2 protein-coding genes are annotated in these 23018 nt (G+C 64.8%); both read right to left on the reverse strand.

The genetic code is table 11. The features are described from left to right. Nucleotides 1-4 precede the first annotated feature (4 nt). Nucleotides 5-16447 (reverse strand): non-ribosomal peptide synthetase, encoded by a 16443-nt coding sequence (locus tag LMTR3_RS08505; protein ID WP_065744644.1) that lies wholly within the window; start codon nt 16445-16447, stop codon nt 5-7. Next, nucleotides 16440-23018: a non-ribosomal peptide synthetase gene (locus tag LMTR3_RS08510; RefSeq protein ID WP_065744645.1), complete on the reverse strand. Its 6579-nt coding sequence runs from the start codon at nt 23016-23018 to the stop codon at nt 16440-16442. Before LMTR3_RS08510 ends, LMTR3_RS08505 begins: the two co-directional genes overlap by 8 nt.

Genomic DNA, 23018 nt, shown 5'->3' on the forward strand with positions numbered 1-23018 from the left:
CTATTCACTCCGCCGGTTCCGGCACCGTATCCTGCGACGCTGCGGAAGCCGTCTCCGGCGCGAGCAGCCCGCAGATCTCATCGAGCAAGCCGGCATCCTTCAGGATGGTGAAGTGGTTGTCTCCGGTGACGCCGCGGTCAATGGCGTCAGGCAGTTGCGTCTCCAGCCGATCGCGCTGCGTCAGGCGGCCCGACGTCCACCAGCACAATGGCCTGGTTGCAAGATGGCGCGGCGGCGCGGCATTTTGCGTCAGGGTCTTGAGGTGCCGGCCGACTGCGAAGGCTGCCGACAGGTCGTCGACGCCGAGCAGTGTGTCGTCCGCCGATACTCCCTCCCCCAATATCTGTGCAACCAGACGCCGGACGCTCTCGGATGTCTCCGGCATGCCTGCGGCCTTCGCCTCCTCCATATACGAACTGATACGAACGGCTGCGGCGTGCGGAAGAACGGCCGACAGCAATCCCGCGAGATCATCGATCCAGTGGGCGGCCGCTGCCTGCCGGTCCGATCCGCCGTGCTCACGCAGCACAAAGCTGTCGATCATCAGGAGACAATCGACGCGTTCACCGCACCGTTCGAGCTCGGCTGCAACAAGCGTGACGAGTAGGCCTCCGAGCGACCAGCCGACCAAGCTATAAGGACCGTTTGGCTGAACCTGCCTGATCTCGTTCGCATAGTCCGCCGCCATCGCTTCGAGCGACCGGTCGCTCCATGAACTATCGACCAGCATCCTGGACTGCAGCCCGATCACCTGCCGCCGTCCTTCCAGGCGGCGCGCCAGCGGCCCATAATCGAAAACGGTGCCGAAGCCGCCATGCACGCAAAACACCCGATGCACGCCACGAACCGCGGCATTCAGCGGCAGCAGCGCTGTCGGCGGCGGCGCAGCGCCGGGCACCGGGGAAGCGTTATCCGCGAGCAGCGCGCGGATCGTGGGCTTCTGCAGGAGATCGCGCAGCTTGATCTCGATGCCAAACGTCTTGTCCTGCCGCAGCCGGGCCACGACCTTCAGGCTGAGAATCGAATTGCCGCCGAGCTCGAAAAAATTATCGGTGACGCCGACCCGCGGCAGCTTGAGGACGTCGGCCCACAGCCGCGCCATCGCGGTTTCGGCCGGCCCTTGCGGAGCAACGAAGCTTCGCCCGGCCGCGTCGGGGGCCGGCAGCGCACGCCGGTCAATCTTGCCGCTCGACAACACCGGCAGCCGCTCAAGCACCATGATCCGCGCCGGCACCATGTAAACCGGCAAGGTCTGCTTCAGGAAGGAGGTCAATCTGTCGACCAGAGCCTCGGCAGCATCTCCCGCTGTGTTCTTTGCCGCCTTCGGCGCGACATAGGCCACGAGTTGGTTTCCGGCTGCGCCCGCTAGCGCCAACACGGCGGCCTGCTCGATCTCGTCGTGACGAAGCAGAGAGGTCTGGATCTCTCCAAGCTCGATCCGGAAGCCGTTGACCTTGACCTGGTCGTCGATGCGGCCGAGATATTCGACGGTCCCGTCTTCGCGCCAGCGCGCTAGGTCGCCGGTCCGGTATAGTCGGCCGCCCGGCACCGCCGAGAATGGATCAGGCACGAAACGCTCGGCGGTCATGCCCGCCTTGCCGTGATAGCCGCGCGCCAGCCCGAAGCCGCCGAGATAGAGCTCGCCGGCGACGCCGGCGGGAATGATGTTGAGCGAACTATCGAGGATGTAGGCGCGACGGTCACCGACCGGCAGACCGATCGGTGCGTACGGAGTATCGCATTCGGAGGCGCCATCGACCTTCCAGACCAGCGGGGTGACGACGGTTTCGGTCGGACCGTAGCCGTTGATCAGGATGCGCGGCTTCAGAACGCGCCTGATCTTGTCGAAGCCCGCCTTCGGCATCGCCTCGCCACCGAACGAATAGAGCTTGACCGGCGGCGGATTGCCCGCCTGCTCGACCGCCTCCGCAACCTGCTGCAGATAGGCCGGCGGCAACCCGATATGGCTGACATGGTGCGCGTGCAGGTTCTCAACTGTCTGCTCCGGCGTCCACAACTCGGCATCCCGCATCAAGAGACGCGCGCCGTGCGACAAGACCGTCAGCCAGCGTTCATGTGCACCATCGAAGGCGAGCGACAGGAAGTGCAGCTCGCACGAGCTCTTGTCGATCTCGTAAAGGCGTCCCGTCACGTGACAGTGCATCGCGAGCGGCCCATGGGCGACGGCCACGCCCTTCGGCGTTCCTGTCGAGCCGGACGTGTAGATCAGATAAGCGAGGTTCTCGGGATGCAGCTCCGGTTGCGGCGCATGCTCCGGCCCGGCATCGAAATCGAACGTCGAAAGGGAGATTCTCTCGACACTATCCAAGCCTTCCCGGACATCGAGTTGTCCGGTCAGCAAGAACGAAATCCCGGCATCGCGCATGACAAAGGCGCGCCGCTCGGCCGGAATTTCAGGATCGAGCGGAACGTAGGCCCCTCCCGCCTTCAGGACGGCCAGCAGCGCGACCATCGTAGCCTCGGTTCGTTCGACCACGACGCCGACGCGCTGCTCGGGCTTCAGTCCGCGGCCGATCAGGTGATGGGCAAGACGATTGGCCCTGGCGTCGAGCGCACCGAACGAGAGCGTTTTGCCGCCGATGGTAAGCGCCGTCCGTTGCGGATGACGCCGCGCGTGGATGCTGATCGACTCGTGAACCAGCGGCAATGCGACCGCTGACGTCGCATGGCGATTACAGTTTTTGGCGAGCGCGTCGTCGATCGCCGTGACCGGATCGATACTGCCGAGCAACGCCGACCCGTCGCGCGTCAGCGCTTCAAGCAGACGCTCGAACTGCGCCTTGATCTGCCCTGCCTGTGCCGCGGTGAAATGGCTCGGCATATAGGTGTACTCGACCTGAAGCGTGTCCTCGACGAGGACCGACAGGTCCATCGGATAGTTCGTGACGTCGACATTCCTGAGGCCGCCGAACTGCAATGAACCGTCGCCGCGCTGCATGCTGCGCTCGATCGGATAGTTTTCGAACACGATGATGCTGTCGAACATGGCCTGACCGGCGCGGCCGGCCCAGCTCTGGATATCGTAGAGCGGCGTATGCTCGTAATCCCGGATCGCCGAATTGCGATCCTGAAGCGCCCGCAGCCATTCTCCCACGGTGCTTGTGGATACCGGCTTTTCGATCACGGGCAGCGTGTTGATGAACAGCCCGAGCATCTGCTGCGATCCATCGAGATTGGCCGGGCGACCGGCAACCGTAACGCCAAACGTCACGGTCTGCTGGCCGGTATAGCGTTGCAGCAGCAACGCCCATACGCCTTGAACGACGGTATTGAGCGTGATCCGCTCACGGCGCGCGAATGCTTTCAGCTCCGCGGTCGCCGTCTCTCCGAGCCGCGTGTAGCAGCGCTCGTGGCCGGATGCATCATGGCGGCGAGCACCGAAAGCGTCCGCCAGTTGCGTCGGCTCTTCGAAGCTCTTGAGCTGTTCGCGCCAGAAAGCTTCGGCACCCTTGGCGTCCTGCGCCAGCAGCCAGGCGATGTAGTCGCGGTAGCGCGTCGGGTTCGCCGTGGGCACGCCGCCATAATAGCATTCCAGCACTTCCCCGACGAACCTTGCCGAACTCCATCCGTCCATCAGGATGTGATGATAGGTCCAGATCAGCCGATAGAGATTGTCCTCGAGGCGCAGCAGCCGCACGCGCTGCAACGGGGGCGCGGAGAGATCGAACTCGGCGGCGCGTTCGCCGGCAAGCGCCGCCGCAATCCGGTCGTTGTCGATCGCTTGCCCGCGCCAGTCCTCCTGTTCGAACGGCGCGACGGCGTCACGATAGACGGCTTGCAACGGAGACCCGGCAAGCTCGCGCCACAGAAATCCGGTCCGAAGCATCTGATGGCGTACGGTCACCTCGCGCCATGCTCTCCCGAGACGCTCCGCATCAAGTCCGCGGATTTCGACGCTGACCTGGTTGACGTAAACGCCGCTGCCGGCATCGCGCAGGCTGTGGAACAGCATGCCCTGCTGCATCGGCGACAGCGGATAGATGTCCTCGATGCGGCTCCAGTCCAGATCGAGCCGTTCGAGCTGTTCGCTGGTCAAGCCCGACAGCGAGCCGCGCGTTGGTGCCGGAATGTCATTGTTCGGGCTGACGTCGCGGGACAACGCGGCCAATGCTTCGATCGTCTGGTGCCGGAAGACATCGCGCGGCTCGATCGATACTCCTTCGCGGCGCGCGCGGCTCACCATCTGCAGCGAGATGATCGAGTCGCCACCGAGCTCAAAGAAGTTGTCGGTGACGCCGACGTTGGGCTGTTTGAGCAGATCGGCCCAGATCGCGGCGAGCGCCGCTTCTGCCGGCGTGCCCGGTGCGACGCGCTCGGTTGATGTCGCGAACTGGTCCGGTACCGGCAGCGCCTTGCGGTCGATCTTACCGTTCGGTGTCAAAGGCAGCCGGTCCAGCACCACGATCCGTGGCGGCACCATGTAGTCCGGCAGCAGTGACGACAGCGCGGTCTTGAGCTTGGCTGCATCCAGCGACGTTTCGCCGCTGACATAGCCGACGAGTTGACGTGAAGCGCCGACCTCGCGCGCTACCACCACCGTCGACCGCACGCCGTCCTGTTCGAGAAGCCGCGCCTCGATCTCGCCGAGCTCGATCCGGAAACCGCGGATCTTCACCTGGTGATCGGCGCGGCCGATATATTCGATCACCCCATCGGCGCGCCACCGTGCCACGTCGCCGGTGCGATACAGCCGTGCCCCTGGCGCGCCGAACGGATCGGGGATGAAGCGCTCCGCGGTCAACCCGCCGCGTCGCCAGTAGCCGCGCGCAAGCCCCGCGCCGCCGATATAGAGCTCGCCCGCGACGCCAACCGGCGCGAGATTGAGGTCGTTGTCCAGAATATGCAGCGTGGTGTTGCCGATCGGTCCGCCCAGCAGCGGACGATCGTCCTTGGCATCGAGGCGGTGGCGGGCCGACCACACCGTGGTCTCGGTCGGGCCGTACAGGTTCCAGGCTTCCCCGGCCTGCGCGATCAGCCGCCGCGCCAAGTCAGGCGGCAAGGCCTCGCCGCCGCACAGCGCGCGGCAGCTTGGCAGCGATGGGCCGTCATGGTCGAGCAGCATCCGCCAGGTCGATGGCGTCGCCTGGATCATGGTGACGCCGTGCTTCGCCATGATAGCCTTCAGCCGGGCCGGATCATGCGCGGCGGCGCGATCGGCCAGCACCACGCATGCCCCGATCGTGAGCGGCAGCCACAGTTCCAGCACCGCAATGTCGAACGACAGCGAGGTCAAGACGAGCACGCGATCCTCGCGCGCAAGGCCCGGTCGCTCCGCCATCGTCGCCAAGAAGTTCGTCACGGCGTCATGGCGGACCATCACGCCCTTGGGCAGGCCCGTCGAGCCGGAAGTGTAGATCACATAAGCAAGGCTCTCGGGATGGACGGTGACGTCGAGATTCGCCGCATCACCGCTCTCGCCATCTCCGTGCTGCTGCTCGTCGAGCAGCCACGCCTCGGCGCCGGTCTCCTCCAGCACCGCAGCAAACTGTTCCAGCAGCGTCCGCTGCGTCAGCACCAGCGCCGCGCCGCTGTCGCGCAGCATGTGCGCCAGCCGCTCCGCCGGGTAATCCGGATCGAGCGGCAGATACGCCCCGCCCGCTTTCAATACCGCGAGCAGCGCGACCATCATTTCGAGGCCGCGATCGAGCGCGAGCCCCACCACCACGTCCGTTTCAACACCGCGATCGCGCAGCCGCCGCGCCAGCCGATTGGCGCGAGCGTTCAATGCGCGATAACTCAGCTCCTTATCGCCAAACACCAGCGCGATCGCGTCGGGACATTGGCGAACCTGTGCCTCGAACTGCTCGACAACTCCCCGGCGCGGCGCATCGCAGCGCGTGTCGTTCGCCCGGGAGAGCAGCGCATCATCAGCCGGGTCGCCGGCCGCGATCATGCCGACGGGCCGCTCGGCATCGGCGCTCAACGCCTCCATCAGCCGCACAAAGGCGCGCTGCAGCCGCGCGATCTGCGCCTCATCGAAATGCCTGCGCTGATAGTTGAAGACCAGCCGCAACCGGTCATCGAGGCCGACACTGGCGAACAGCGGATAGTTGCTGGTCTCGACGATCCTGGTCTCGCCGACACGGATCTGTCCATTTTTCCCCATCAGCGCGCGGTCGACCGGGTAATTCTCAAACACCAGGATGCTGTCGAACAGCGGCCGCCCGGAACGTCCCGCCAGGCGCTGGATCTCGTAGAGCGGCGTCCAGCCGTATTCGCGCAAGGTCAGATTGCGATCCTGCAGCTCGCGCAGCCATGCGCCGACTTTCTGCTGCGGACCGACATCGTCGATAACAGGCAAGGTGTTGATGAACAGGCCCACCATATCCTCGGCGCCCGTCAATTCCGGCGGCCTGCCTGATACGGTGACGCCGAAGCAAACCGTTCCCTGCCCTGCATGTTGCCGTAACAGTTGCACCCAAGCCGCTTGCACCAGCGTGTTCAGCGTCACACGCTCGCGCGCAGCAAATTGCTGCAGGCGTTCGGTCGCGGCAACATCCAACTCCAGCGCGAGCATGCCGTGACCAGGCACCTCCGCGTCTGCATGTTCGGTCGAACCGCCTGCCAGGAAGCTCGGCTCTTCCAGCTTTGCCATCGCATTGCGCCAGAACGCCGCCGATTCATCGCTATCCCGGCTCTGCAGCCAACCGATGTAGTCGCGATAGCGGCGCTGCAATGCAGGCAGCCGGCCGTCACCATTGTGCTGCATCACCTCGGCGATCAGTCGCGCCGAGCTCCATCCGTCGAGAAGGATGTGATGGTGCGTCCAGATCAGCCAATGACGATCTTCTCCGAGCCGGATCAGCCGCACCCGCTGCAGGGGCGGCTTAGACAGGTCGAACCCTTCGACCCGTTCGCGCAGCGAAATTTCGCCCAGCGCAGCCTCCAACTGGGACGGCTCGGACGCCGCGGCCCGCGCGCGCCAGTCCTCCTCGACGAACGGCACCTCAGCACGCCGATAGACGATCTGTTGCGGCGAGCCGGAAAGATCGCGCCAGACGAAGCCAGTTCTCAGCACCGCATGGCGATCACTGACCGCCTGCCAGGCGCGATGGAACTTTCCGGCATCGAGGCCGCGCACTTCCGCTGCGACCTGATTGACGTAAAGCCCACTCTCGCCGTCGTGCATGGCATGGAACAGCATGCCCTGCTGCATCGGCGACAACGGATAGATGTCCTCGATCTCTCGCCAATCCAATTCCAGCCTGTCGAGATCAGCCTGGCCAAGGCCCGACAGTGCCACGTCCGACGGCGTCACGCCGCAGGCGCCGCTGGTGCAGTGATCGACCAGTTCGCGCAGCGTCACCTCGTACAACCCAGCCAGTCGCTCGATCGTCTCGCGCCGATAGCGCTTGCGACCGAAGCCAAACGAAAGCCGCAACTGGCCTTCGCGCACGGTGCCATTCACGCTGAGCCAGCGCCGCAACGGGCTCGATGCGTCACGTGAGGGACCGGCGCTTTCCGATGCCATGGCAAACAATGCCACGTCTTCGACGCCGCCGTCGATCTGGCCGAGATAGTTGAAGACAATCTTCGGCTCGGCAACGTCAGACAACGCCGCGCGCTGCTCCTCCGAGCCGAGATAGCGCAATATGCCATAACCGAGTCCCCGGCCGGGTATGCCGCGAAGTTCCTCCTTCACGGTCTTGATGAGTGACGAGGGATCCTGTGACCCGCCAGCCAGCCGCACGGGAAAGGCGGTGGTGAACCAGCCGACGGTGCGCGAAATGTCGAGATCGCCGAACAGGTCCTCGCGGCCGTGGCCCTCCAGCTCGACCAGCACGTCGTGCAGTCCGCTCCATTGCCAGACAGCGCGTGCAAGGCCGGCAAGAAGAAGATCGTTGATCTGCGTCCGATAGGCGGACGGCGCATCCGTCAGCAGGCGTTGCGTCAATTCCCGCTCGAACGTGAGCAAGACCTCGTCGGCATCGGCGACATAGTCGATGCCGCCATGCTCGTCATCGCAGGGAATATCCGCATTCGCACGGCGATCGATCCAATAGGAAAGTTCAATCGCCAATTCGGGCGACCCTGCATAATCTTGCAGCCGCTTGCCCCACACTGCATAGGCATGGCTCTTCGGCGGAAGCGCAACCGCCGCGTCGCGGTTCATTAGCTGCACGTACGCGGCAGCGATGTCTTCCAGCAGGACCCGCCATGACACGCCGTCGACCACCAGATGATGGATCACGATCAGAAAACGCTGAGTGCCATCGGCGACGTCGATCCCGACCGCCTGCAGCAGCGGTCCCCTCGATATCGAAAGACTTGCCTGCACTGATGCTGCCAACGCCGTCACAGCTTCGCCGTCGACCGCGCTTCGGATCCAAAGCAAATCCGCGGCGGCGGGTGCGGCGCCGTGCTCCGCGCGCCACGTTCCTTCGACTTCCTCGAAGCGAAGCCGCAGCGCGTCATGATGGTCGACGACGGCCGCTAGCGCGCGCCGCATCATTTCCCAGTCGAGACGATCCTTCGGCCGCAGCAGCACCGCCTGGTTCCAGTGATCGCGCTTTCCTGCGTCCTCTGCAAAGAACCGCGCCTGGATCGGCAGCAGCGAATGCGGGCCGGTGACCTGCCCCTGATCGGCAAGCGTTTCGCTGCGCTGCTCGGTGCGTGCCGCGAGCGCCAGCGCTTCCAGCGTCTGATGCCGAAACACATCACGCGGTTCGATCAGGTAACCGGCGCGGCGGGCCCGGCTCACCATCTGCAGCGAGATGATCGAATCGCCGCCGAGCTCGAAGAAATTGTCGGCGAGGCCGACAGCAGGCCGGCCGAGCAGTTCGGCCCAGATCGCCGCCAGCGCCAGTTCGGCCGGCGTGCGCGGCGCCTCGTACTGCGCAGCCGTGGACGCAGCGTCGGGCGCCGGAAGCGCCTGGCGGTCGATCTTGCCGTTCGGCGCCAGCGGCAGCCGCTCCAGCACCACGATCCGCGACGGCACCATGTAATCGGGCAGAACGGCCGACAGCACCGTCCGCAGCACCTGTTCCTCCAGTTCACTCGCGCCGCTGACGTAACCGATGAGCTGGCGGCCGAATCCGACCTCGCGCGCCACCACCACCGCGGAGCGGACACCGGGCTGCTCAAGCAGCCGTGCCTCGATCTCGCCGAGCTCGATGCGGAATCCGCGAATCTTGATCTGGTGATCGGACCGCCCGACATACTCGATCGCCCCATCGGCGCGCCAACGCGCCAAATCACCCGTTCGATATAGAAGCGCGCCAGGGCCGCCGAAGGGATCGGGAAGGAAGCGTTCCGCCGTCAGCGCCTGACGTCGCCAGTAGCCCCGCGCCAGCCCTGCTCCGCCAATGAACAATTCACCGGTCACGCCGGCCGGGACCATATTCAGATCGGTATCGAGGATACGAATGACCGTACCCGGGATCGGCCGTCCGATCGGCACCCGCGCCGCGCCATCGTCGCGACAGTTCCAGAACGTGGCATTGATCAAGGCTTCGGTCGGACCGTAGCGATTGTCGAAGCGCACGTTGGGGAAGGCTGCGAGCGCACGCGTCTTCAATTCCGCCGGCAAGGCTTCGCCGCCGGAAAATAGCCGCTTGAGGGTGACGCAGCGCTCCGCTTCGGGCTCGGCAACAAAATGTTCGAGCATCTGCGGCACGAAATGCAGCGTCGTCACCTCATGGGCGACGATGACATCGACGAGAAGCCGCGGCTCCCGATGCGCGCCCGGCGCCGCGATCGCAAGCCGTGCGCCGGTCGCCAGCGGCCACAGGATCTCCCAGACCGAGACGTCGAAGCTGAACGGCGTTTTCTGCAGCAAGGTCTCGCCGGCATCGAGGCGATATTCCGCCTGCATCCAGCCAAGCCGCGCAGCCAGCGCACCGTGCGAGCACGCCACGCCCTTCGGCATGCCCGTCGATCCCGACGTGTACATCACATAGGCTAGGCTGTCGGCATGGAGCGCTACGTCGAGATTGCAAGCCGGCTCTCCTGCCCAAGTCTCGCTTTCTCCTTCTATAGCCCAGGCTTCAACGGACGCGCTCGCAATTGCGCGCTCGAGACGATCCAGCAGCCGGCTTTGCGTCAGCACCAGCGCGGCTCCGCTATCGCGCAGCATGTGCAGAAGACGGTCCGGCGGATAATCGGGATCGAGCGGCAGATAGGCTCCGCCGGCTTTCAGCACGGCGAGAACACCGACGATCAGTTCGACGCTGCGCTCCAGTGCCAGCCCGACCAACCGGTCGTGGCCGATTCCGTGGGCTTGTAGCCGCCTTGCCAGACAATTGGCGCGAGCGTTCAAATCCTCGTAGCTGACCTGCTGGTCGCCAAATACCAACGCAATAGCGGATGGCGAAGCAGCCGCACGAGCCTCGATCTGAGCGACGATACTATTGGCAACATTCGGAACCTTGGCAAAGCCACCGCTCCAGCCGAGCACCTTCCGCGTCTCATCGGCGACGAGCCCGCTGAGCTCACCCAGCGGTCGGGAGGCATCCGCGACGATCTCGGCAAGGAGCCGCGACAGCGTGAGCTGCAGATATCTGACCTGGCCTTCATTGAACCGGGCTCGGTCATAGCGGAAGCCGAGATTGATGCCGTCGGCCTTGGCGAATACCGCTACCGTCAGCGCATAGTTGGTGATCGAGACCTGCTCGACCCGCCCGAAACGGCGACCGCTTTCGTTCTCGCCGCGCAAGGCCTGATCGATCGGATAGTTCTCGAACACCAGGATATTGTCGAACAGCGGCCGGCCGGATCGTCCGGCGAGGCGCTGGATCTCGTAGAGCGGCATCCAGCCGTGATCGCGCAAATCGATGTTGCGTTCCTGCAGGTCCCGCAGCCATGCACCAACATCGGTTTGCGGGTTTGCCCGATCCACAACCGGTAGCGTGTTGATGAACAGGCCCACCATGTCCTCGGACCCGCCGATCTCTGCCGGCCTGCCCGATACCGTCGCGCCGAAGCAGACCACGCGCCGGCCGGTATGACGGCGCAACAATTGCGCCCATGCGCCCTGCAACAGGGTGTTCAGCGTGACGCGCTCGCGCTTTGTAAATGCGTGCAGCTTTGCAGTCAGATCGGCAGTGAGAAGCAGGTCGAGCGAACCATGGCCGGATGCACCGGAGGCCGCAGGTCCTCCCAGCGTATCCGCCAGGAAACCCGGCTCATCCAGTTCCGCCAATGCGGTGCGCCAGAACGTCCCGGACGCGTCGCGGTCCTGCCGTTGCAGCCAGGCGATGTAGTCGCGGTAGCGGCCCTGTACGGCGGGTAAACGATGGCCGCGTTCGTGTTGCAGTATCTCGGCCACCAGCCGCGCCGAGCTCCAGCCGTCTAGCAGGATATGATGATGCGTCCAGATCAGCCAGTGGCGGCTTTCGTCAAGCCGGATCAGCCGCACGCGCTGCAAAGGCGCCTGCGACAGGTCGAATCCCCTGGCGCGCTCGGCCTGCGACGCCTTCGCCAGCGCCGCCTCGCGTTCGCCGCGGTCCATGGCTGCGGCCTGCTCGCGCCAGTCTTCTTCCACGAATGGAAGCGTCACATGGCGATAGACCACTTGCTGTGCCGCGCCTGACAGTTCGCGCCAGGCAAAGCCGGTCCGCAGCACCGCGTGACGCCCGCTCACCTCGTGCCAGGCTGCACGCAACCTGCCGGCATCGAGACCTCGCACTTCGAGACCGACCTGGTTGACGTAGTTGCCGCTTTCTCCGTCGCGCAGTGCGTGGAAAAGCATGCCCTGCTGCATCGGCGACAGCGGATAGATGTCTTCGATGTCGCGGCAATCGATCGTCGCGCCCAGGAGATCGAGATCGGCTTGACTCAAATTCGACAATGCGACGTCCGATGGCGTGATGCCGCGAGCGCCGCTTGTGCAATGGTCGACGAGTTCTCTCAGCGCCGCGGCATAATGTTCTGCGAGGCGTTCGATCGTGGCTCGCCGGTAACGCCTGCGGCCGTAGCTGAACGACAGCCGTAGCTGGCCTTCCCGCACCTGGCCGTTGATGCTCAGCCAGCGGCCAAGCGGCGCGCTGTCGCTGCGCGACGGCCCGGCGCTCTCAGGAGCGATCCTGAACGGTGTGCCCTCACCCACGCTGGAATCAAACTGGCCGAGATAGTTGAAAACGATGCGCGGCTCGGGCAGCGCGCCGAGCGCATGGCGCTGCGCCTCGGTGCCGAGATGGCGCAATACGCCGTAACCCAGTCCGCGGGCGGGAATCGCCCGAAGCTCCTCCTTGACGAATTTGATCAGCGAAGCGTCGTCGCCGGAGCCGCCCGGCAAGCGCACAGGGAAGGCGGTGGTGAACCAGCCGACCGTGCGGGAAATGTCTACGCGAGCGAAGATGTCCTCGCGGCCGTGCCCTTCGAGCTCGACGGCAACATCCTCAATTCCGCTCCAGCGCGATACCGCCCGCGCCAATGCCGCCAGCAGCAGATCGTTGACCTGGGTCCGGTAGGCGGACGGTGTTTCCTTGAGCAGCCGCGTCGTCAGCCCGGCATCGAATGCCAGCAGAATTTCCTCACCCTCGGCAACCCGGTCGATCCCATCATGATCGTCGTCGCAGGGCAGATCGGCGCGCGAACCTCGTTCGAGCCAATAGGGCAACTCGGCAGAAAGCTCTTCGGCGCCGCTATATGCCTGCAACCGCGCGCCCCAGGATGCATAGGATTGGCTCCTCGCCAGCGCGAACGACGCTGTGCCTTGCCGAAACTGCCCGTAAGCCGCAGCAAAGTCTTCGAGCAGCACGCGCCACGACACGCCGTCGATGACGAGATGGTGCACCACGATCAGAAGCCGCTGGCTGCCGTCGACGAGATCCATGCCGACCACGCGCAGCAGCGGTCCTGCCAGCGACAGGCTCACCTGGGCGGCAGAAGCGACGGCCGTCACCTCGGCTGCATCGCGGATGCCGCTCCGAATCCACAACAACTCCGAAGCTGCCGGCGCGGCGCCATAGATTGCGCGCCAAGCGCCATCGACTTCCCTAAAGCCAAGACGCAAGGCATCGTGATGCGCGACGACGGCGGCGACGGCGCGCTCAACGCTCGCCCAATCCAGCCGCGACTTCGGCATCAAGAGGACGGCCTGGTTCCAGTGATGACGCTCGCCGGCATCTTCGCTGAAGAACCGCGCCTGGATCGGCAACAGCGGATGTTCGCTGCCGTCGAGGTCTTTCTCCGGAGCCGCCTCTTCCACCGGCCGTTCGACGCGCGCGGCCCACGCCAGCTCCTGCAAGGTCTGGTGCCGGAAAACGTCACGCGGTTCGATCACGAGGCCCGCCTGCCGGGCGCGACCGACCAGTTGCAGCGAGATGATGGAATCGCCGCCGAGCTCGAAGAAATTGTCGTCAATGCCAATGAGCGGCTGGCCGAGCAGCTCGGCCCAGATCGCCGCAAGCGTCGCCTCGGTCGCGGTGCGCGGCGCGACATGTCCGCCCGCAGTAGCTTGCGCATCGGGCGCCGGCAGCGCTGCGCGGTCTACCTTGCCGTGCGCGGTGAGCGGCAGCCGCTCAAGCTTCACGATACGGGCCGGCACCATGTAATCGGGCAGTTCGTCCGAAAGGGCCGCGCGCATTGCCGCTTCATCGAACGCAGCCTCGCCGGCGACATAGCCGACCAGTTGGCTGGTTACGCCGACTTCACGGGCAACGACCACCACCGATCGCACGCCCGGCTGGCGCATCAGCCACGCCTCGATTTCGCCGAGCTCGATCCGGAAGCCGCGGATTTTCACCTGGTGATCGAAGCGTCCGACATACTCGATCACGCCATCGGGGCGCCATCTCGCCAAATCGCCGGTGCGATATAGCCGCGCGCCGGGCGCGCCAAAGGGATCGGGGATGAATCTCTCGGCCGTCAGTTCGGCGCGCCGCCAATAGCCTCGCGCCAGTCCCTCGCCGCCAATGAACAATTCGCCGGTCACGCCGACCGGCACGATGTTCAGGTCACCATCCAGAATATAAGCCGAGCGGCGTCCCACGGGACGGCCGATGGGCGCATAGTTGCCTTCGATCTCTTCGCTGGCATCGACCTTCCAGACCAGCGGCGTCACCACCGTTTCAGTCGGGCCGTAGCCGTTGATCAATGTCCGCGGCTTGAGCGCGCGCTTGACCTTGTCGAAGCCTGCCTTCGGCATGGCCTCGCCGCCGAACGAGTAAAGCCCGACCGGCGGCGGATCGCCGCGCCACGCCGCGAAGTCGGCGAGCTGCTGCAAATAGGCCGGCGGAAAGCCCGCGTTGGTGACGCGCTGCTCGCGCAGAACGTCGAGCGTCTGTTCGGCCGACCACAGATTCTCGTCGCGCATCACGAGCGCCGCGCCGCAAGTCAGCGCCGTCCAGAGCCGCTCATGGGCGCCGTCAAAGGTAAAAGACAGGAAGTGCAGTTCGCGCGAGTACCGGTCCATGTCGTAGAGTCCGGCGGTCACCTCGCAATGCATCGCAAACGGCCCGTGCTCGACGGCTACTCCCTTCGGGATGCCGGTGGAGCCAGAGGTGTAGATCACATAGGCAAGGCTTGTTGCTTCGACGGCAATGCCGGGATCGTTCTCCGACTCTTGGCCGAGATCGCTTGCGTCGAGCGGGACAGCCGCGATCCCCGACGGAAGCGCAGTGAGTGCCGAGCCTTCCAAATCAACCAGCACGAAGCGCACGCCGGCGTCGTGCATGGTCCCGACCTGTCGTTTTGCCGGATGCTCGGGATGGAGCGGCAGATAGGCCGCGCCGGTCTTCAATATGGCCAACAGCGCTACCACGAGGAATGGCGAGCGCCGCGCCGAGATACCGACCAGATCGGCAGGACTGACGCCCAAGCGGATCAGGCGATGTGCCAGCCGATTGGCACGACGGTCAAGCTCGGCATAGGAGATTACATCGTCGCCAAAGATAAGCGCCGGCGCGTCAGGTGTTTCCGTGGCCAGCCGCGCGACCGTTTGGTGCACCGGCGTAAACGACGCGCCCATCCCGGCACCCGCGCCGTTCCACTCGCGGAGCGTGGCCACTTCCTGCGCTGAAAGCAGTGCCATGCCGGCGACCGACTGCGCGGCGTCCTGAACCATCGTGTTCAGGATCGTGATCCAATGCGACGCAAGGCGTTCGATCGTGGCCGGCTCGAACAGCGCGGTTGCATAGGTAACGATCGCGCGGATCTCGCCTGTCGGTCCCTCTTCGCTGTCGAGCGCCAGGTCGAACTTCACTGTATCGACTTCGGCGTCGAGCTTCTCGATCTGCAGGCCGGTGCGGACGGGCGGATTGCCCGACACGCGCCGGCGCTGATGGTTGTAGAGCACCTGAAAGAGCGGGTTCTGACTCAAGCTGCGCTTTGGCTGCAGTATCTCCAGCAACCGCTCGAACGGAAAGTCCTGGTTCTCCTGCGCTTCGATCGTGGCCGAATGAACGGCAGCGATGAAGTCAGCGATCGTCGCGCGACCGTCGAGCTGCGTGCGGAGCACCTGGGTGTTGACGAACAGCCCGATCACGCCGCGAGTCTCATCGCGATGGCGATTGGCGACCGGCACGCCGACGCTGATGTCGGACTGGCCGGTGTAGCGATAAAGGAGCAGTTTGAAGCTCGCCAGCAGGACGACGAACAGCGTGGTCCGATGCCGGCGCGCCAGCGCGCGCAAGCCCTCGGCGAGCGCCGGATCGAACGTCATGCGGAGCGCGGCGCCGGCGAGATCAGGAACCGCCGGCCGCGCCCGATCGATTGGAAGCTGCAGCACCGCCGGATCGTTCAAGCGCGCCGTCCAGTAATTGACCTGGCGCTCGCCATCGACAGCGCTCATCCAGAGCCGCTGCCAACAGGCATAGTCGGCATATTCAATATCGGGCTCCGGTAAAGCCGGCGCCTCGCCGCCTGCGAACGCCGCATACAAGCGCCAGAACTCGTCGACCAGCACGCCCATCGACCAGCCATCGGCCACGATGTGATGCAGGCTGACGACAAGGAGATGGTCGTCTTCTTCCAGCCTCAGCAACGCGGCGCGCATCAGCGGGCCGGCTTCGAGATCGAACGGCAGCGATCCTTCCTGCCGCGCCAGCAGATATGCCTGCTGCTCGCGGTCATCGCCATCGAGCAATACATGCCGCAACGTGAACGGTTGCGGGTCGAGCACGACCTGCTCGGCTTCCCTGCCCTGCTGCCGAAACACCGTACGAAGTGCGCTGTGACGGGCGACCAGCGCATCGAAGGCCTGCTGCAGGGCGCGCCGTTGAAGCTGCCCTCGCACCCGCACCGTCGCCGATATGTTATAGGCGGCGCTGTCCGGATCCATCCGCCAAAAGAACCAGAGGCGCGATTGCGCAAAGGAAAGCGGTGCCCGCGTTTTCTCCTGGCGCGCAATCGGCAGCATGGCGAGATTGACGCCCTTCGCCGCGAGCTGCGTCAGGAACGCTTGTTGCTTGCCGGCATCAAGACGCATCAAGCGTTGCGAGATGTCACGAAGCTGCTGCTTCTGCGTGGCGGCGATATCATTCATCGGAAAGTTCGACTTCCTTCAACATGTCGAGCATCGCGGCGATGTCGTCGCCGCGCTTGTCGACCTGGATCTCCGGGGCAAGGGCAGCGGCCATCGTCTCGACGGTCGTCATTTCAAAGAGGCGGTTAAGCGGCAGGTCGTGGCCGAGATCGCGCTTGATGCGGCTGACGAGCTGGACGGCGATGAGAGAGTCGCCGCCGAGCTCGAAGAAGTTGTCGGTGACGCCGATATTGGGCTGGCGCAGCAAGTCGGCCCAGATCGCGGCCAGGACCACTTCTGCCGGTGTGCGCGGTGCCACATGCTCGGTTGATGTCGCAAGCTGATCGGGCGCCGGCAGCGCCTTGCGGTCGATCTTGCCGTTCGGTGTCAGCGGCAGCCGGTCCAGCACCACGATCCGTGGCGGCACCATGTAGTCCGGCAGCGTTGACGACAGCGCGGTCTTGAGCTTGGCTGCATCCAGCGACGCGTCGCCGCTGACATAGCCGACGAGCTGGCGGGCAGCGCCAATCTCGCGCGCCACCACCACCGCCGAGCGCACGCCAGCCTGTTGGAGCAGCCGGGCCTCGATCTCGCCGAGCTCGATGCGAAAACCGCGGATCTTCACCTGGTGGTCGGCGCGGCCGATATATTCGATCACCCCGTCGGCGCGCCATCGCGCCACGTCGCCGGTGCGGTAGAGCCGCGCGCCTGATTTGCCGAACGGATCGGGGATGAAGCGCTCCGCGGTCAGCGCGCCGCGCCGCCAGTAGCCGCGCGCAAGTCCCGCGCCGCCGATATAGAGCTCGCCCGCGACGCCAACCGGCGCGAGATTGAGGTCGTTGTCGAGGATATGCAGCGTGGTGTTGCCGATCGGTCCGCCCAAAACGGGACGGTCGTCTTTGGCATCGAGGCGGTGGCGGGCCGACCACACCGTGGTTTCGGTCGGGCCATACAGATTCCAGACCTCGCCGGCCTGCGCCACCAGCCGCCGCGCCAGGTCCGGCGGCAAGGCCTCGCCGCCGCACAGCACGCGGCAGCTTGGCAGCGATGGGCCGTCGTGATCGAGCAGCATCCGCCAGGTCGACGGCGTCGCCTGGATCATGGTGACGCCGTGCTTGGCCACCATGGCCTTGAGGCGCGACGGATCATGCGCGGCGGCGCGATCGGCCAGCACCACCCGCGCGCCGATCGTCAGCGGCAGCCACAGTTCCAGCACCGCAATGTCGAACGACAGCGAGGTCAGGCCGAGCACGCGATCCTTGGCCGTCATGCCCGGCTGCTCCGTCATGGTCGCCAAAAAGTTTGTCACGGCGTCATGGCGGATCATCACGCCCTTGGGCAGGCCGGTCGAGCCGGAGGTGTAGATCACATAGGCGAGGCTTTCGGGGTGGACGGCGATGCCGAGATTCGCCGCATCACCGCTCTCGCCACCATCGTTCTCGTCGAGCAGCCACGCCTCGGCGCCGGTCTCCTCCAGCACGGGAGCGAACTGTTCCAGCAGCGTCCGCTGCGTCAGCACCAGTGCAGCGCCGCTGTCGCGCAGCATGTGCGCCAGCCGCTCCGCCGGGTAGTCCGGATCGAGCGGCAGATACGCGGCGCCCGCCTTCAACACCGCAAATAGCGCGACCATCATCTCGACGCCGCGGTCGAGCGCGAGCCCGACCACCACGTCGGTTCCGACGCCGCGATCGCGCAATCGCCGCGCCAGCCAGTTGGCGCGCACGTTCAACGCGCCGTAGCTCAATGCCTCATCGCCAAACACCAGCGCGATCCCGTTGGGAGATTGGCGGACCTGCGCCTCGAACTGCTCGATGAACGAGCGATCTCGTCGATATCGCGCGGGCGTCCGGTTCCACGTCTCGAGCAAAAGCCCACGCTCTTCGGAAGGCAGAACATCCAGTTGTCGCACCGGAGAGCGAGGCGCGCGCTCCAGCGCCTCAGCCAATTGATCGAGCGCCTGCTGCATCAAGGCGCAGATGCGATCGGCCGAGAGCGGATGGACGACTTGAGCGGTCAAGCCGAGCGCCTGGCCATAATCCTCGACCGCCATCATCAAGGGATAGTTGGTGCGCTCTTCGCCGCCGAGCCACTCGACGCCGTGCAGGCTTGCGCCGCCCTGCCCCGTGGACGAAGCCGCCGGCATCGCATTGTGCCGGTAGTTGAGGATCGAGCTGAACAGGGGCGCCGGCGCGGCGACACCGCTGCATCGTTGCGCGTGCGCCAGCGAGGCATGTTCATGCGCCATCAACTCGGCCAAGCTTGCGTGCGCATGACGAACACTGTCCTCAACCGCGCTGTCATCGAGATCGAGCCGCAGCGGCAATGTGTTGATGAACAATCCCATGGTGCGATCGCCACCGGCGCCCGCATGCATACGGCCGAACAGAACCGTGCCGAACACGACGCGCTCACGCCCGCTGCTTCGCGCCACCACCTGTCCCCACGCGAGATGACAGAGGCTGGCAAGGCTCACCCCCAGCCGCCGCGCCAGAGCGCGGAGCCGTGCATTGAGCTGTTCCGGCAGCGTTCGCCGCGCTTCCGCCATGCCACCACCGTCGCCGTGCACGCGATCCAGCCCAAACGGCGTGGTCGGTTCATCGATATCGGCCAGGATGCTGCGGAAGAAGCGCTCGTGCTCCGCAATCGCCGCCGATCCGCGCGACTGCGCCACCAGATTTCGGAACGGATACGGAGCCGGAAGCTCATGACCGCGTCCGGACAATATTTTCTGCACTTCGTCGTGCATTACCTCCAGGGTGGAGTGATCGCCGATCAAATGATGCAGCAGTACCAAGAGCAGCCAGCGCTCCTTGCCGGGATCGCGCGCGACCGCAAACCGCAGCAGCGGCGCCTGGCCGAGATCGATCCGGTTACGGCGCGGGTCGAAACGTCGCGCAAGCTGCTCATGCGCAGGGCTTTCGCGGTCCAGCACGACTTCAGTGACGACCACAGAAGCGCACCGCCAAACCACTTGCGCCGGAGCGGACAGCCCATCCCATGCAATGGACGTGCGGAGAATGTCGTGACGATCGATCACCTGTTGAACGGCAGCGAGATAGCGGTCGAGCAGGTCACGGCTGGCAAACGCCATCTGGCCGACCAGCAAATATGGATCGCCCTGCTTCGACAGCAGATGGTGAAACAGGATGCCATCCTGAAGCGGCGATAGCCCGTAGATATCCTGGATGTTAGCTACGCCCCCGGGAACCTTGGCCACGATGCTGTCGAGGTCGGATTGCTTCAAGACGATCAATGGCAATAGCTCAGGCGTAATTGCCGTCGTCTGCGGCGTGATCAGATTGGGCGGAACAGCCGCGCCGACGCCGCCATTGAGGCTGGCGACGAAATCAGCGAGCACGGGATTGGCGAACAGCGCGCGCACGTCGGCGCGGAGCGAATGCCGCTGCAAGCGTTCCAGCATGCGGACCGCAAGCAGCGAGTGGCCACCCAGTTCAAAGAAGTGATCGTTGCGTCCGATCCGGTCGACGCCGAGCAGCTCGGTCCAGATCTTTGCAACGATCTCCTCGGTCTCCCCTTGCGGCGGCTCAAAACTGCGCCTTGCAAAGGCATCATCCTCCGGCGCGGGCAGCGCTTTGCGATCGACCTTGCCGTTCGGCGTCAGCGGCAGTGTATCCAGGCGCACGAACGCCGACGGCACCATGTAGTCCGGCAAGCGCTCACGGAGGTGATTGCGCATCGCAGCCGCAAATTCACCGGCATCACGCTTCACGCCGTCGTCCTTCGCGGCCACATAGGCGACCAGCCGCGGATCACCGCTGTGATCCCGCGGCGCCAGCACCACCGCATCGGTCACGCCGGCGTGCTCATGAATACGAAATTCGATCTCGCCCAATTCAATGCGAAAGCCGCGAATCTTGACCTGATGATCGTTGCGGCCGAGGAACGCGATGTTGCCGTCCGGCAGGTAGCGTCCGAGATCGCCGCTGCGATACATCCGCGCGTTAGCGTCGCCAATGAAGGGATCCCGCACGAAACGTTCCGCCGTCAGGTCGGCGCGATTGAGATACCCGCGGGCTACTCCTGCCCCGCCGATGTAGATTTCGCCGGTCGCCCCCAACGGCACAGGTGCACCGAATCTATCCAACAGATAGGTTCGCGTATTGGGAAGCGGCCGACCGATCGGGACGACATCGCCATCAAAGCCCGCCGGCCGCAGCCAACTGGTAGCACAGACCGTTGTTTCCGTCGGCCCATAGCCGTTAAAAACGGCAACGCTAGCCGGCAGATGCCTGATCAGTTCAGCCTTGGGCAATTCGCCGGCGAGGACGAGCACCCGCAGCGACGCCAGCCTGTCGAGATCATCCCGCCCCTGCAGCATCGCCGGCGGCAAGGTCGCGTGCGTAATCGCGTTGTCCGCGAGAAAATCGAGCAGTTCCGACGTATTGCGGTGCTGTCGCGGGCCGACGAGAAACAGCTCGGCCCCCGAGCACAGCGCCATGACGATTTCCCAGGTGCTGGCATCGAAGCTGAACGAAGCAAACTGCACGACGCGGCTGCGTCGGGAAACCTCGAACAGCCCTCCCTGTGCCAGCGCCAGATTAACCAGGCCGCGATGCTCGACCATCACCCCCTTTGGCCGGCCGGTGGAGCCGGAAGTGTAGATGATGTAGGCGAGATGCCGTGACGTAAGTCCCGTGACAAGGTCGCCTGGATCTGAAGCCGTAAGCGCTGCGATGGCGGGCGCGCACGCATCGAGATCAACGATCTTGCACGCGACATTCGCGAAGATTGCGCGTCCGTCACTATCAGCGATCAACAATCTCGGTTTTGCATCCTCCACGATCTGGCGCAGCCGCTCCGCCGGATAGGCCGGATCCAGCGGCAAATAAGCGCCGCCTGCCTTCAGCACGGCCAGCAGGCTGACGACCATGGCGATGCCGCGCTCCAGGCAGATCGCGACCGGCTGATCTGGACCGACGCCCAATGCGATCAGGTGCCGTGCGAGCTGATTGGCCTTCGCATCAAGTTCGCCATAGCTCAGGCGAATGCTTTCATGAACCAATGCTGTGGCTTCGGGCGCGGTTCGGACCTGCTCTGCGAACAGCTCGTGGATGCAGCGCTCCGAGGGGAATGGCGCAGCCGTCTCGTTCCATGTGTCCAGAACGAGCTTGCGTTCCTCTTGGCCGACAATATCGATCCGGTCGACAATTTGGTCCGCGTCGGCGACCATGGCCCGCAGCAAAACCAGCAGATAGTCCCTGTGACGCCTGATCGTCGCTTCGTCGAACAGTGCCGCTGCATAGTTCAAGGCGCCGACGATGCGGCCGTCCACCTCCCCCAGATTGAGTTCGAGATCGAACTTGACTTGCCGCAGCGGAATATCGGCAATCTCGGCCCGGAGGCCGGGCAGTTCAAGTGCTGCCGCTTCGTTGTTCTGCCAGGCGAACACGACCTGGAAGACCGGCGTATGGTCCAATCGCCGCGGCGGCTGAATGATCTCGACGAGTTGCTCGAACGGCAGATCCTGATGATCCTGAGCTTCGAGCGCTGCAGCGCGCACGCGGCTGAGCAGCTCCGCCACATCAGGCTCTCCCGATAAATCGACGCGGAGCGCCAGCATGTTGACGAAGAAGCCGACCAGGCCCTCGATTTCGCGCCTGTTGCGGTTTGCCGTCGGCGTGCCGATCACGAGATCGGTCTGCCCGGAAAATCTTGACAACACCGCAGCCCAGGCTGCCAGCACCGTCATGAATGCCGTCACGCGGTGCGACTGGCAGAATAGCCTGATGCGATGCACAAGCTCGGCGTCGATCTCGATCGGCAATGACGCGCCGGCGAGAGACCTGACCGGCGGGCGGGGCCGGTCTGTCGGCAGTTCGAGCACCGCGGCAGCGCCCGCGAGCGCCTGCCGCCAATAGTCGACCTGCCGCTGCAACCGCTCGCCCGCCAGCCATTGCCGTTGCCAGGCAGCGTAGTCCGGATACTGAATTTCCAGCGGCGGCAACGGATCGTCTTGGCCCGCCGTGAAGGCTCGGTAAAGCGCGCCAAGCTCGCGCACGAGCACGCCCATCGACCAGCCGTCGGAGATGACGTGGTGCTGGGTGAGCAGGAACAGACACTTCTTCTCCGCTGTCCGTATCAGGCGTCCGCGGATCAACGGTCTCGCGGCGAGATCAAACGGCGTATCGGCCTCCTCACGGCACAAGCGCGCGAGTTCCTGTTCGGCATCCAGGTGTTGCCGCAAATCATGTTCGAGCACTGGCAGGTGCTCATCGGCCGGCAGCAATTCAACGAAAGGCTTTCCATCGACCACGCGAAAGACACTGCGCAGCGCTTCGTGACGCGCAAACAACCGGTCAAGGCTGCGACGCCACGCATCGACGTCGAGATCACCCGAAAGCTGCAAAGCGCCGCGAATGTGATAGTTGGCGTTGGCGCCATCGAGCTGCGCCAGCAACCAAAGCCGCTGCTGGGCAAAGGACAATTCCAGCGGCCCGCCGCGTGGCACCGCCGGAATCGAGGCGATTCCATTCTTGCTGGCATTTCGGCCGCGGTCTCTCGCCAGCGACAGGAGTTTTTTCACCTGTGCGGAATCCAGATCACGCAAACCTGGCTTTGATGGTTCAGCCAT

The organism is Bradyrhizobium sp. LMTR 3, assembly GCF_001693485.1.
Lineage (GTDB): Bacteria > Pseudomonadota > Alphaproteobacteria > Rhizobiales > Xanthobacteraceae > Bradyrhizobium.